Source organism: Bernardetia sp. ABR2-2B, assembly GCF_037126435.1.
Classification (GTDB): domain Bacteria; phylum Bacteroidota; class Bacteroidia; order Cytophagales; family Bernardetiaceae; genus Bernardetia.
In genome coordinates this window covers 3,549,236-3,563,264 of the sequence record NZ_CP147020.1, presented here as the reverse complement: position 1 = coordinate 3,563,264, position 14,029 = coordinate 3,549,236, and the positions used below count along the sequence as shown (strand labels likewise).

Below are 14,029 nucleotides of genomic sequence, written 5' to 3'. Positions count from 1 at the left end.
TTCAAATTTTAATGTTTGAAACAGTTTTTCGTTTTTTCTATGATTTCATAAGAGGAAAATCTTGCAAAATGAATTTACATTTACCATTCACAACTTATAACTATTCTCTCATTAACTAGCCTTTACTTGTTCCACAGCACCACGAATAGCAGCTGTTATTTCGCTAATTTCTCCAACTCCTTCAATAACGTGTAGCTTGTCTTGTTTTTTATAATAATCTGCAACTACTTCAGTTTCGTTACGATATACCTGTACACGGTTTCGGATAAGCTCTTCTTTTTGGTCATCTACTCTACCAGAAGTTTTGCCTCTTTCCAAAAGACGCTTTACTAATTCTTCCTCATCTACATGGAGTGAAAGAACAGCATCGATAGTTTCATTATGAGATTTCAAAAGTGTATCTAATGCTTCTGCTTGATTCGTTGTGCGAGGAAAGCCATCAAAAATAATTCCTTTTGCATCTTTATTCTCTTTGAGTTTGTTTTCTATCATTCCGATAACTACTTCATCAGGAACTAAATTTCCTTTTGTCATGTATTCTTCGGCTTTTTTTCCTAATGGTGTTCCTGCTTTTCGTTCTGCACGAAGCAAATCGCCAGTAGAAATGTGTATCAAATTATAATGCTCTACAAGATGTTGGCTCTGTGTTCCTTTTCCTGCACCGGGAGGGCCGAATAAAACTAAATTTAGCATAGTCTGACTATTTTATAAGGTATTTTACAGTTTATTTTTTATAAAAACATTCATTTACAAAACTCAAATATAACATTGGAAAAATTCCTAAATAATTCTATTAATTATTATTCTAAAAATAAAATGCTATCCTTTTAAGGTTCTCATGAAAACTAGTATAAAACTTTCATGGAAAACAGGATAACATAAACTTGAGTGTAACTGAATACGTAAATCAACTTTAAATTAGATTTAAGAAACTAAATGTAAGAAGCAAGTGCGTTAAATCCAAATATTGTATCTGAAATTAGCATAAAACCTACTTTATTTGTTCTATTTTGCTATTTTAGCTATAAATTTATCTAAATTCTGAATTACTTCTTCTGAAATATCTTCATTTGCTATCCACGTATAACCACTTCCTTTATAATCCATTCCCAAATAGGATGCAGACTCTCTAAAAGGCATTTCAAATTCCTTTTCTATTGCCAAGACAGCATCTTTATCAGAGCCACAGCAAACCATTGCCATTTGTTTTCCCCTTAGTTTACGTCCTGTTTCTTTTTCTATTTTCAAACAGTCCGTAATTCTATCAAAAAAAGTTTTCATAATGCCAGACATAGCATACCAATAGACAGGAGTAGCAAAAATAATTAAATCATAGTCAGCTACCTCTCTCATTAAAGGCAAAAAATCATCATTTTTATTTCGTGAATCATAATCATAATTTGAAATTGTATAGTTTTTCAAGTCAATAAAATCACAATCTAGTTTCTCTTGAATATAATTTACAATTTTGTTTGTATTGCCATATTTTCTTGCGCTTCCTTGAATAATGAGAACTTCCATTCGAAAAATAATTTTAGCGTTTTTTTTAATAACTAAGTTAATGATAATCAATGCGTTAAACACATAATTATTCTCTTCCCATTTCGGTTTCACTATCTTTTTCTTGACATTCTCGTATCCACTCACTGGCTTGTTCTTTCGTTGAAAACAAACGCATCGTAAAAATACCTGCTGCTTTTTTCTCTAAATCTTTTGCTGAAAGTTTTCCAAAAATATCTGGAGATGTAACGTGAGCCATGTAACGCAGACCTGCTTCAATTGCTTTTGGCATCCAAAATTCCTGTATCCATTCATTGGCTTGTTGCCAAGGGCCTATCAAATCAGTATTGTCATTAATAATATATGGACAGTTGGTTTCTTTAATCAAATCCAAACCGACCAAACAGCCTGACTTTACACTATTCAAATTTACGTAGCCAAGCCAAGTAGAATAAATACAATTTAATTTAGTATCCATATGAGATTCATAAAACACTTTTTCATCAGAATTTTTTAGTGTTTGCATAATTGAGTTATTAAGAAGGTTGATAAGAGAATAAAAAGCTGATTTTGGGCTTTGTGTACAATTTTTATGTAGTTACACTAAAAATAGTCAGTAATTAGAATCTATAACTAATAAGTAAGTTTGATAGTTTAGTTTTTGAGTGAAAAATTTATCTCAATCTGTTTTATTAATCTTACTATAATGAGGCTTCTAAACGCTAAAAAACGTTGTTAAACTCCCTATTTTTTTGTATCTTGCAGAGTTGTTTTTGAAGGAGATTTTATCAAAATTTTAGCCTAAAAAGCAATTTAGAAAAACCTCATTGACGGTTTGAACCTCAACGACGGTTACAGAAGGAATTTCAATTTAATATAGTTTTATACTAGATAATATATGGCAGATATAGAAAATGATGAGCTACTAGATGATGGAAATGATAATATCATTCCTGTAAGTATTGAAGACGAAATGCGAACGGCATACATTGATTATTCGATGTCTGTTATTGTTTCTCGTGCTTTACCTGATGTTCGTGATGGCTTGAAGCCCGTACACCGTAGAGTTTTGTACGGAATGTCAGATTTGGGAGTTTATCACAATAAGGCACACAAAAAATCGGCTCGTATTGTGGGTGAGGTTTTGGGTAAGTATCACCCTCACGGCGATTCATCAGTTTATGAAACGATGGTCAGAATGGCGCAAGAATGGTCGCTTCGTTATATGCTCGTTGATGGACAGGGAAATTTTGGTTCTATTGATGGCGATAATGCTGCAGCAATGCGTTATACAGAAGCTAGAATGCAACGCCTAGCAGAAGAAATGTTGGCAGATTTGAACAAAGAAGTAGTGGATTTTATTCCAAACTTTGATGATTCATTGACAGAACCTTCTGTTTTACCAGGAAAATTACCTAATCTTTTGGTCAATGGTTCGGCTGGTATTGCTGTCGGAATGGCAACCAACATGGCGCCTCACAACCTTACAGAAGTCATTGATGGAATAATTGAATACATCAAAAACCCAGAAATAACCGTTGAAGAACTGACAAAATTCGTAACTGCTCCCGATTTTCCAACAGGAGGAATTATTTATGGCTACACAGGTGTAAAGAAAGCATTAGAAACAGGTCGTGGAAGAATTGTGATGCGTGCCGTTGCAACTATTCATACAGACAAAAATAACCGTGAGCAGATTATCGTAACCGAAGTTCCTTATCAAACCAACAAAGCAACGCTGATTGAAAAAACGGCTGCAATGGTAAATGAAAAGCGTATTGAAGGAATTTCTGCTATCAGAGACGAATCAGATAGAAAAGGATTGCGTATCGTTTATGATATCAAGCGTGATGCAATGGCAAATGTAGTCTTGAATCAACTTTTCAAATATACAGGACTTCAAACTTCGTTTAGTGTAAATAATGTTGCGCTAGTAAAAGGTCGTCCAAGAATCTGTAATCTTAGAGATTTAATAAGTTATTACGTCGAACACAGACACGAAATTGTTGTTCGTAGAACAGAATACGACCTTAGAGAAGCTAAAAAGCGTCTTCATATTTTAGAAGGTCTTTTAAAAGCTCTTGATGTAATTGATTTAGTAATTGCAACTATTCGTAGCTCAAAAGATGCAGAAGAAGCAAGAAATATTTTGACAGCACAAGGACAAATGAATACGGAAAGTCGTTTCTTTAAAGATATTACTGTTCCAGAAGGTTTTGTATTTGATTTTTCAGAAATTCAAGCAAAAGAAATTTTGGGAATGCGCCTTCAACGTCTTACAGGATTGGAGCGTAATAAAATACAAAACGAACACGACCAATTAGTTCTTACTGTTGAGGATTACGAAGATATTTTGGCTAGAGTAGAGCGTCGTATGGAAATTATTACGAATGAATTACTTGAACTTAAAGAAAAATATGGTGATGAGCGCAGAACTCAAATCGTTCATAGCGCAGAAGATATTGATATTGAAGATTTGATTGCCGAAGAAGAAATGGTAATTACTATTTCAAATGAAGGCTATATCAAACGTACTTCTTTATCTGAATACAAATCACAAGCTCGTGGTGGAAAAGGCTCAAAAGGAGCAACTACAAAAGCAGACGACTTTGCAGAACATTTATTTGTAGCTTCTACACACAATTACTTATTGATTTTTACTGACCACGGCAAAGTATATTGGCAAAAAGTATATGCTATTCCAGAAGGCTCAAAGACATCAAAAGGTCGTCCTCTTCAAAACCTTATCAATATTGAGTCTGGCGAAAAAGTACAGGCAGTCATCAATGTCAGAAACTTCAAAGATGAAGATTATATCAATAATAACAATCTAATTTTCTGTACCAAAAAAGGTCAAATCAAAAAGACTATTTTGGAAGCCTATTCTCGTCCACGCCAAGGAGGAATCAATGCCATTACCATCAATGAAGGCGATGCTCTTTTAGATGTTCGTCTGACAGATGGAAGCAACGAAATTATTATGGCTGTTGGTTCGGGTCGTGCTATTCGTTTTAATGAAACGCAAGTACGTACGATGGGAAGAACAGCATCAGGAGTTCGTGGAATTTCTGTAAAAGAAGGCGATGAAGTAATTGGAATGGTTTGTTTGAACCGTCCAGATTCAAATCTTTTAGTTGTTTCTGAAAAAGGTTATGGAAAACGCTCTGATATAGAAGATTATAGAGTTATCAAACGTGGTGGAAAAGGAGTTACAACACTCAAAATTACAGAAAAAACAGGTAGTTTGATTGCTATCAAAGAAGTAATTGATACCGACCATTTGATGATTAGTAGAAAGTCAGGAGTTATGATTCGCTTTGCTGTTTCCGAACTTCGTACTATGGGACGTGCTACACAAGGCGTTCGTTTGATTAATTTAGCTGCAGGAGATGAAATTGCTTCTGTTGCCAAAATTGAACATATAGAAGAAGAATTAGACGAAACTATATTAGACGAAGGAATGGAAAATCCAGATGGAGAAGTTTCTTCAAACCTTGCTAACGAAGCAGATAACTCAGCTAATGGAAATCACCCTGAAAACAATGATACAACAACTGACGAAAATACAGATGATGTAGAATAATTTTTTTTTGCATTATAGTTGCAATACCTTTAGAAGTTCTATTTTTGTCGTATATTTTTATACTAGAAAATGGAACTTCTATTTTTTATAAAAATTAATTTTAAAATACTATTACACTTATTTCTGAGTTGTAATAATCCAATAATTCAAACTCATTTTATACAATGACAAAGTCAATAATAAAATCAATAGTAGCAGGAACTGTATTTGCAGCTGGTTCGCTTATTGCAAATGGAGCTTTTGCACAAAACGGTGCGCTTATTAATGCAGAATTTTATGTTAGCCCTAACGAAGCAAAATATGAAAAGGCATTAGAGAAAGTTCGTCAGGCTACTTACCACAAAAAAACAAAAGATAAAGCTAAAACATATTATGTAAGAGCAAAGGTTTTTACAGCAATTTATGAAGCAGGTTTAGAAGACGAAGAAGTAGCTGCTCTTGTAGAAAACCCAATAGATAGTGCATTTGCTTCTATTGAGAAAGCTTTAGAAATGGAAAAAGCAGAAGGAAAAGATAAATATACAAAACGAATAGAAGACCCTGTTTTTCAGAGTGATTTAGGAATGGAAACAGGCTTACAGGCACGTCTGAAAAATGCCATTTTAACTAAAGTACAGAAATATCAAGATGCAGAAGATTTTGAGAGTGCTTATGTAACAATGTTACCTCTCGCTACCTATGTTTCTAGTGATACAACCAACCTAATTTATACAGGTTATTTTGCTAACAAGTCTGAAAAGTTTGGTGAGGCAGCTAAGTATTACGAACAACTTGGAGACATGGACGAGTACACAGGTGCTATGGAAGCCTATCAATCAGCTGCTTATTCTTACTATCAGTTAGAAGATAGTACAAATTTTCTTAGAATATTAGAAAAAGGAGCAGAACGCTTTCCAAAAGAGACTTACTTTGTTACTAATATTGCCGATGTATATATAAAACGAAAGGATTACACAAAAGCAATTGAGTTATTAAAGAAAGCTAATGAAATAGAGCCTAGCACAAAAACTCTGACAAATATCGCTATTATGTATCAGAGTGAAGGGCAACCTAAAGAGTCAGCAGAATACTATAAAAAAGTCTTAGAGCTAGACCCTCAAGATTATGATGCTACTTTTGCATTAGCTATCAATTATTATAGACGAGCTGCAGATGTATATAACAAACTAGAAGTAGAAGAACAAGAACCTGAACATCAGAAAATGAAACCTATTTTAGAAGATGCAGAACAATCTATTAATTATGCGAAAAAAGCAATCGAAATCAATGATGAGGATATAACGCTTTACAATATATTGAAAGATTTATATACTATGAAAGACGATACAGAGAATGCAAAACTAATGAAGAAAAAAATAGACGCAAAAAAATAAAGTCTTTTAGATTCTTTATATAAATCAATGAAAGCTCATTTATTATTTAATAAATGGGCTTTTTTATTTCAACGCACAAAAAAAAGATGATACTTCCAAAGGCTGCATCATCTCCCACTACTCACTAACTATGGCTACTGTAATTTTCTCCGTAGAAAAAACGACATAGCCAACAAAAGATTTTTATATATAAATTCTATTTTGATAATAGATATTGAAGTATCAAGTATTAACTTCTTACAGACCTTATTCTAACTTTCTCTTTTTAAAACAAACTTCCTAAATCTATCATTTAGGAAGTTGTTAGGAATTGTTAGGTTGTAAGTTAGAAGGATTCAAAACAGATAGTTTTGCTCTTCTATTTCTATGACCCACTAAGTAGGCAATATGGTTGCATCAGTTTCAAAAAAAGTTTAAATAAATTTATTATTTATCAAAACAATATTTCAAAGGTCATACAAAGCTTAGAGCTTGTTTAGATTTTTGTTTTACTAGTGAAAATGAGAAAATTTTTGACTTATCAAGGCATTTTTGAGGAGAGTAGTGAGCTATTTAATGAAAAAATAACGCAGATATAGGCTGAAATTTACCATTTGTAGCTCAAAGAAATAATTTTGAACAAGCTCTTACTTTCAATTTACCCAATCAATTGTTTCAATAATTTTCTAGCATACGATTATAATAGTGGATAGTATCACATCTATTTTTTATGAGCTAGTTATGAGTTTGGTTATGTATATATTCTTGGCAAATAGTATGTATGCAGAATAGTATTTGGCTTTTTTATAAAAACTCAAAAGTATTTATATAAAAATCTTGCAACACACAAAGAAATTATGTATTATTGGATAGAGTAAGTAATAAAGCATCTATTTTTATAGAAACTCAATATTATTTTAGAAATGATATGTTGAGTTTTTAAAAAGATTTTATACCCTCACTACTCATTAAAAAAATAAAGCCTAAAATGACAATTGAGTATTTTTTTATTTTGAATGAAATAAAATTATACTTATATTTAAAAACTTCTTATTTTTTATTTATTAATAATAAAAGAAGTTTATTTTTTACTAAAAGTTATTAAAATAGTATGGCAGAACTCCTCAAAATACACCCAGATAATCCACAAGAAAGTAAGATTCAAAAGGTGGTCGAAACGTTAAAAAATGGTGGTGTAATTATTTATCCTACTGATACAGTTTATGGAATAGGTTGTGATTTTACAAATACAAAAGCTGTTGAAAAAGTCTGTAAAATTAAGGGAATTGACCCTAAAAAAATGCACCTTTCTTTCATTTGTTATGATTTGAGTGATATTAGTTTGTACGCTCATAGAGTAAGCAATCATGTCTTTAAAGTAATGAAAAAAGCTCTACCGGGGGCATTTACTTTTATTTTAGATTCAAGTAATAAAGTACCCAAAGTAGGTGGAGTAAAGAAAAACCAAGTAGGTATTCGTGTTCCTGACCACAAAATTCCTAGAATGATTGTACAAGAATTAGGAAACCCTATCGTAACTACTTCTCTTTATGACAAAGAAGGTAAACCAATGACAGACCCGTCACTCATGAAAGAAGAATATGAGCATCAAGTAGATTTAGTTATTGATGCAGGAATGGGAGAAATTGAGGCTTCTACGGTTATTCGTTGTATTGAAGATACTATTATTTTGCTTCGCCAAGGAGCTGGAGATATAGAAAAATTTACAGATGTGCTTTCGAAAGAGGAAGCAGAATCACTTCTAGTAGAAGAAGAGTAAAAAAAGAACTTGTAAGATTAGATTTTTCATTTTTGATTTTGTTTTAGTGAATAGAAAAACCACTACTTTTTTGAGGTAGTGGTTTTTTGTTTTGTACTTTTGTGTCTATCAGTTGCTCGTGAGGACACAAGTAACGGTAAAGCTCATAATAAATTTATGCTACTCTGTAGCTTTTGAAATTCATTTTTATCACTATTCTACGAAGATTACGCAACTTTATTGCTAGGAAAGGACTATTTTAGATTTTATAAATGACATTCATATTGTAATATATATTATTAAAATAAAAATTAATCATTGCTCGTGTCCTCACGAGCGATACAAAATAAAAAGAATGAAATCTCAAATTCTACAAAATATCTCTTTAAAACCGTACAATACATTTGGCATAGACTGCACAGCCAAAAGTTTTGTAGAAGTAAAAACAGTTGAGCAGCTCCTAAATATTTTGGAAATGGTAAAAGCAGAACAGCCGAAGTTTCCATCTATTTTTATTTTGGGAGGAGGAAGTAATGTTCTGTTTTTAAAAGATTTTGACGGATTAATAATCAAAAATTCTATTACAGGAATAGAAAAAGTAAAAGAGAATGAAAAAGACATTACTCTTTATGTATCAGCAGGTGAAAACTGGCATAATTTCGTGCTTTTTTGCTTGGAAAATAATTATGGAGGCGTAGAAAACTTATCCCTTATCCCTGGAACAGTAGGAGCTGCACCCATGCAAAATATTGGAGCTTATGGAGTAGAGATTCGCAATGTTGTGGAGCGAGTAAAAGTAATTGATAGGAAAACAAACAAGCAATTTTGGATTTCAAATAAACAATGTCAATTTGGTTATCGTAGTAGTATTTTCAAACACGAAGCAAAAGATAAATACATTATTATTGGTGTAGAATTTAGACTAACTAAAGAAAACCATGTCTTAAATACGTCTTATGGAGCAATTAAAGATGCCTTAGAAAATGATACTCCAACAATTCAAGAAATAAGCAAAGCAATTATTTCTATTAGAGAATCTAAATTACCTAATCCAAAAGAGATTGGAAATGGAGGAAGTTTTTTCAAAAACCCTGAAATTCTGAGTAATCAATTTGAAAAATTAAAAGAAGAGTTTCCTGCTATTGTTGGTTATCCAATTTCTGATGAAATAACAAAAGTTCCTGCTGGTTGGCTTATAGAAAAGTGTGGTTGGAAAGGAAAAGTAGTCGGAAATACAGGCGCACACAAAAATCAGGCGCTCGTTTTGGTAAACTATGGCAATGCAAAAGGAGAAGAAGTTTGGAATCTAGCTAAAGAAATTCAACAATCTGTTTTTAATAAATTTGGAATAGAAATAGAACCTGAAATTAATATTGTAGGGTAATATTTTCATAAAATTTCTAATTTTCATTCCTCTTTTCGTAAATACTCTTAAACTCCTCAATGTAAGTGGGTTAAAGTTTGTTAAGTGTATTTTTAAAGAATAGGGATTGCTTTATTTTGTATAAATTCATCGTAGAAAATAAAGACTGAAAGTATAAACTTCATTCAATAAGGATATATTCTGTAATCAAAAATAGATTTATTTGAAAGTACATTTACCTACCCTCAACATCGTACTATAAAAACGAAGAGGAAAATAAAGTAAACATAAAATGAAAATAGAAGGATTAATAGGTGCAAAACAAGTACGTTATATTATAGCTCTGATGAGTTTGGCAATGCTCGGACTTATAGGGCTACAATTTTATTGGATAAGCACGACAGTTCATCTCAATAAATCTCGTTTCAAGCAAAACGTTCATCAAGCACTTGAAAAAGTAGCTACTCGCTTGGAAAAACATGAAGCCATTTATGTAATGAAAAGTAATGCAGACCAAATGAGTGGACAGCTTATTTCTACGTTAGATTCAATTACAAGAGCGCAAAAAACCAACTCGGCACTTACTTATGAGCTTCAATTTAAAGTAAAAAATGAAGTAACATCTACCCAACAAAGCACAGAGATTATTCTTGAGCCAATGAAAAGGTATGACATAAGAGACCCAAAAATGATTTGGGAAGAAACACAACGCAGAAAGGTAAATAGGTCTCAAATTTTGTCTGTTATTGCTGAAAAATTATTTTTTCAAAATCAAGAAAAACCAATTCAACAACGTACTAGTCGCCCTGTTATTGATTCTATTTTAAGAGAAGAAATGCACAATAAAGGAATTACATTAGAGTATGATTTTGCTGTTTTCAATCATTCTCAAAAAAGTTGGTTTTTTACTTCTCCTTCTACAAGTAGCGAATGTTTGGTAGAAACGAACTATTGCACCAAGCTTTTTCCAAATGATATGCGTAATCCAGATAACTTATTGTGTGTCTATTTTCCTACTGAATCTAAATATATTTTAGGTAAAATGGCAATGATATTATCTTCTTCAATTATTTTTATTGGTGTAATTATCCTTTGTTTTGCTGCTGCAATTTATACGATTATTCGTCAGAAGAAAGTCTCTGAAGTCACCAATGACTTTATCAATAATATGACTCATGAGTTCAAAACTCCTATCGCAACTATTTCTCTTGCTCGTGAGATTTTACAAGACTCTAGTGTTCAGCAAAATCCAGAAAAAACAAATCGTTATTTGGGAGTAATTGCAGACGAAAGCAAACGACTTAGCTCACAGGTAGAAAATGTATTACAAGCTGCAAAACTAGATAGAAAAGATTTAAAGCTAAATTTCAAATCATTAGATATTCATCAAATTATCGAAAAGGTAATTCGTAATAGTGCCGTACAGGTAGAAAATAGAGGAGGAAAAATTTTTACAGACTTGAGAGCAGCTCAAACACTTGTAGAAGGCGACCAAGTGCATATCACAAGCATTGTTTCAAATTTGATAGATAATGCAAATAAATATTCGCCCAATGTTCCACGCATCGAAGTACAAACTCAAAATACTTCAAATGGAATTGAAATCAAATTTATTGATGAAGGACAAGGGATTCCGAAAAAAGTAGTCAGTAAGATTTTTGATAAATTTTACCGAGTACCAACAGGAAATGTACACAATGTAAAAGGATTTGGATTAGGACTTAGCTATGTAAAATCTATGGTGGAAGCACACCACGGAACTATTAGTGTAGAAAGTGAAATCGGAAAAGGCTCTGTTTTTACGATACGATTACCTTTCAAACAGCCTGTTTAGAGGTTCAAAGATTTGAAAAAAGGCTTTACATTATTTTTTTGATGTAAAGCCTTTTTATTTTTCAAGAAAATCAATTATATCCTTGAGGTAATTTTCTACTTTTTGTAGCCTCTTCGATAGCAAAGCCAACTTTTAGCAATTTTTGCTCTTCGAAAGGACGAGAAATCAGCGTAATTCCAGCAGGTTGTCCGTCAGCTCTATAACCCATCGGAAGAGTCAAGCAAGGATATTTTGCTAGTGCAGCTTCGGCAGCATTCCAGTTATTGATAGACAAAATACAATCAAGATTTAACTTTTTCATTGGCTTTTCAAAAAGATTAACTGCTTCTGTATTCATACTAATTTTCAGTTTTTCTAATTCTTCATCAGTAGTTTTGTCTGCCACAATTCCATCAAAACGAGCTTGTGCATAAGGAATGCGAACTAACGTATCTTGAAGATTATATTCTACAATATCTTTTGCAGAAGTAAAGGAAACTGAATTTCCTGCATAATTTTGAAAATAAGAAGGCAAATCTCTTTTCATATCAGCATTTAAAAGTTGTAGAAAGTTATCAAAGTTCATTTCATCAAAAGAAAACTCTACTACTTCTGCACCTAAAGATTTAATTTTTTCAATCATAGAAAGATACAGAGAATCTTCCATAAAGGCTTTATTTGCACCAAAACGCATTCCCTTCAAATCTATTTCTAAATTTTGAGCATAGTTGAGTTGCTGATTTTGTCCTTTTGTAGCTGTATCTTTTGCATCTTCGCCAGTCATTGCAGATAACAAAATAGCATTATCTATTATATTTTTTGTCATTGGACCGGGCGTGTCTAGCATACTAGAAATAGGAACAATTCCACCTCTACTCAAAAGCCCAATCGTAGGTTTCAAACCAACAATACTACTAGAACTAGCTGGAGACAAAATAGAACCTGCTGTTTCTGTTCCAACTGCTGCAACAGCATAATTTGCAGCTACTGATGTTCCACTTCCTGCACTAGAACCACCTGTATCAAACTGTTTTCTTCCGTAAGGATTTAGTGTTTGTCCACCGATTGCGCTATATCCATTCGGCCCGTTATCGTGTAAATAATTTGCCCATTCACTTAGATTTACTTTGCCCAAAATAATTCCTCCTTTTTCTTGTATGCGCTCTACTATGAAAGCATTTGAAGTCATATTGTTTTTGAGTGCTTCTGCTCCTGCTGTGGTTGGAAGTTTATCAAAATTGATATTATCTTTTAGTAAAATAGGCATTCCAAAAATGGCGTGATTATTTTCAGCTTGAGTATTTTTATCTCTTTGTTTGGCTTCCTCTACTGCATTTGGATTGATAGAAATAATAGTATGAAGAGAAGTTTCTCTATTGTTTTCATATTTTACAATTCTGTACAAATACCATTGCACCAGTTTTTCATAACTCAAATTTCCTTCTTTGATATGATTTTGAATTGTTGGAATATTTTGTTCCAAAATCAAAGGAGTTAGCTTTTGATACTCTTCTTCTGAAAAATTACTGATTTGAGGAGCTACATTTTTCCAAATATCATTTTTATCTAAAATTTTAGATTGAATGAGTTTGTACTGCATTCTTGATGATTCATTGTTAAGGCTTTGAGTAAGTTCGTCAGATTCATCGTAGGGTTTCCATTCTGGAATAGTAAAGGTTTGTTCTGTAATTTCAGAAGTAGTTTCATTTTTTTCTTCGTTTTTTTGGTCAGAAGACTGACACGAAAAAATAAATAGTAAAAGAAATAAAAGTGTATATCTCATAGTTTTTTGAGGTTGTAAAGGGTTAATTATTATATGATTGATTAGCGAGTGATTTGGCTTCGCCGAGCTATCGATTATATGATTCTTATGATGAAACGCAGGATAATACATAATTCTAGATAAAAACTACTCTATTTTAGAAATTCAAATTTTACGTTTTTATCAAGAATATTATTTAATTTACTCAAAAAATATAGAAATATTATGAAGAATAAAATTAGTGTTGAATCAGTCTGTTGGATAATAGGTCTACTGGTTATTGTTGTACCTACTTTTATAGACAAGTCTATAAGTTCTTTAGTAATTTTTACTTTGTTTGTGATACTTGCATTTAATGTTTGTTGGTTTGTAGTTAGTCTTTTTCAAATAACTTCTGCTATTCGTTTCTACATCACAACTAAAAAGTGGAATTACTTTTCAAGAAAAAAATGGGTTATATATTTGTGTTCTTTTCCAAGTGTGCCACTTACTCTTTTTGCTGTTAAACTTTATTCAGAATATTATATTCATTAGTATATAAAGGCTACATTTCTTGCTCTTCCTTAAAAATCTTCTTGTCAGCCACGAATGTCCCAAAAGGAATAATAGAAGCCAATAATGCCCAAAAAATAGTGAGTAATTTCCATTTGAGTTTGTAGCCCACAATCAAAACTAAAAGACAATAGGCAATAAATAAAATTCCGTGTGCCATTCCGACAATTTTATTTGGTTCTGGCATTTCCCAAATATACTTAAGAGGCATCGTAATAAAAAGGATAACAAGAAAAGAAATACCTTCTACCACACCAAGAATACGTAAAAATTGAAGGAGTTTTGAATTTGAAGTCATAAGTAATAGGTTTTTGATTAATCTTTGGATAATAGAATACAAAAATA

Annotated in this window: 11 protein-coding genes; 6 read left to right on the top strand and 5 right to left on the bottom strand. The window is 32.1% G+C overall.

The window, feature by feature from the left end:
* Positions 1-111: 111 nt before the first annotated feature.
* From WAF17_RS15030 to WAF17_RS15020, 3 genes are all read right to left on the bottom strand, one after another.
* Complete coding sequence (locus WAF17_RS15030; protein WP_338761208.1) at positions 112-693, bottom strand: adenylate kinase; 582 nt, start codon at positions 691-693, stop codon at positions 112-114.
* 312 nt (positions 694-1,005) lie between these two features.
* Entirely contained in the window at positions 1,006-1,521 is a 516-nt protein-coding gene (locus WAF17_RS15025) for an NAD(P)H-dependent oxidoreductase (RefSeq protein ID WP_338761205.1), read from the bottom strand.
* A gap of 67 nt (positions 1,522-1,588) precedes the next feature.
* Positions 1,589-2,026: a hypothetical protein gene (locus WAF17_RS15020; RefSeq protein ID WP_338761202.1), complete on the bottom strand. Its 438-nt coding sequence runs from the start codon at positions 2,024-2,026 to the stop codon at positions 1,589-1,591.
* A gap of 372 nt (positions 2,027-2,398) precedes the next feature.
* Here WAF17_RS15020 and gyrA point away from each other — a divergent pair, with 372 nt between their 5' ends.
* The 5 genes from gyrA to WAF17_RS14995 all read left to right on the top strand — a co-directional run bounded on the left by gyrA (position 2,399) and on the right by WAF17_RS14995 (position 11,391).
* Positions 2,399-5,083 carry a DNA gyrase subunit A gene (gene gyrA / locus WAF17_RS15015; RefSeq protein WP_338761199.1) on the top strand — a complete coding sequence of 895 codons (2,685 nt, stop codon included), beginning with the start codon at positions 2,399-2,401 and terminating at the stop codon, positions 5,081-5,083.
* 164 nt (positions 5,084-5,247) lie between these two features.
* Complete coding sequence (locus WAF17_RS15010; RefSeq protein WP_338761196.1) at positions 5,248-6,456, top strand: tetratricopeptide repeat protein; 1,209 nt, start codon at positions 5,248-5,250, stop codon at positions 6,454-6,456.
* 1,090 nt (positions 6,457-7,546) lie between these two features.
* Positions 7,547-8,215 carry an L-threonylcarbamoyladenylate synthase gene (locus WAF17_RS15005; protein ID WP_338761193.1) on the top strand — a complete coding sequence of 223 codons (669 nt, stop codon included), beginning with the start codon at positions 7,547-7,549 and terminating at the stop codon, positions 8,213-8,215.
* Between the two features lie 334 nt (positions 8,216-8,549).
* Positions 8,550-9,578 carry a UDP-N-acetylmuramate dehydrogenase gene (gene murB / locus WAF17_RS15000; protein WP_338761191.1) on the top strand — a complete coding sequence of 343 codons (1,029 nt, stop codon included), beginning with the start codon at positions 8,550-8,552 and terminating at the stop codon, positions 9,576-9,578.
* Between the two features lie 271 nt (positions 9,579-9,849).
* Positions 9,850-11,391: a HAMP domain-containing sensor histidine kinase gene (locus WAF17_RS14995; protein ID WP_338761189.1), complete on the top strand. Its 1,542-nt coding sequence runs from the start codon at positions 9,850-9,852 to the stop codon at positions 11,389-11,391.
* A 70-nt stretch (positions 11,392-11,461) separates the two neighbouring features.
* Here the strand turns inward: WAF17_RS14995 and WAF17_RS14990 are convergent, their stop codons facing one another.
* Positions 11,462-13,153 (bottom strand): amidase family protein, encoded by a 1,692-nt coding sequence (locus WAF17_RS14990; protein ID WP_338761187.1) that lies wholly within the window; start codon positions 13,151-13,153, stop codon positions 11,462-11,464.
* A 204-nt stretch (positions 13,154-13,357) separates the two neighbouring features.
* On the opposite strand from WAF17_RS14990, the gene WAF17_RS14985 reads away from it, so the two are divergent.
* On the top strand, positions 13,358-13,666 hold the full coding sequence (locus WAF17_RS14985; protein ID WP_338761184.1) for a hypothetical protein: 309 nt from the start codon (positions 13,358-13,360) through the stop codon (positions 13,664-13,666).
* Between the two features lie 10 nt (positions 13,667-13,676).
* On the opposite strand, the gene WAF17_RS14980 is transcribed toward WAF17_RS14985, so the two are convergent.
* Positions 13,677-13,982 carry a DUF3817 domain-containing protein gene (locus tag WAF17_RS14980; protein WP_338761181.1) on the bottom strand — a complete coding sequence of 102 codons (306 nt, stop codon included), beginning with the start codon at positions 13,980-13,982 and terminating at the stop codon, positions 13,677-13,679.
* Positions 13,983-14,029: the final 47 nt, after the last annotated feature.

Excerpts from the sequence above, each read along its gene's own strand:
- WAF17_RS15020 (WP_338761202.1), bottom strand. The coding sequence starts at position 2,026 with ATGCAAACACTAAAAAATTCTGATGAAAAAGTGTTTTATGAATCTCAT.
- WAF17_RS14990 (WP_338761187.1), bottom strand. The coding sequence starts at position 13,153 with ATGAGATATACACTTTTATTTCTTTTACTATTTATTTTTTCGTGTCAG.
- WAF17_RS15010 (WP_338761196.1), top strand. The coding sequence starts at position 5,248 with ATGACAAAGTCAATAATAAAATCAATAGTAGCAGGAACTGTATTTGCA.
- WAF17_RS14985 (WP_338761184.1), top strand. The coding sequence starts at position 13,358 with ATGAAGAATAAAATTAGTGTTGAATCAGTCTGTTGGATAATAGGTCTA.
- WAF17_RS15030 (WP_338761208.1), bottom strand. The coding sequence starts at position 693 with ATGCTAAATTTAGTTTTATTCGGCCCTCCCGGTGCAGGAAAAGGAACA.
- WAF17_RS15005 (WP_338761193.1), top strand. The coding sequence starts at position 7,547 with ATGGCAGAACTCCTCAAAATACACCCAGATAATCCACAAGAAAGTAAG.
- gyrA (WP_338761199.1), top strand. The coding sequence starts at position 2,399 with ATGGCAGATATAGAAAATGATGAGCTACTAGATGATGGAAATGATAAT.
- WAF17_RS14980 (WP_338761181.1), bottom strand. The coding sequence starts at position 13,982 with ATGACTTCAAATTCAAAACTCCTTCAATTTTTACGTATTCTTGGTGTG.
- murB (WP_338761191.1), top strand. The coding sequence starts at position 8,550 with ATGAAATCTCAAATTCTACAAAATATCTCTTTAAAACCGTACAATACA.
- WAF17_RS14995 (WP_338761189.1), top strand. The coding sequence starts at position 9,850 with ATGAAAATAGAAGGATTAATAGGTGCAAAACAAGTACGTTATATTATA.
- WAF17_RS15025 (WP_338761205.1), bottom strand. The coding sequence starts at position 1,521 with ATGGAAGTTCTCATTATTCAAGGAAGCGCAAGAAAATATGGCAATACA.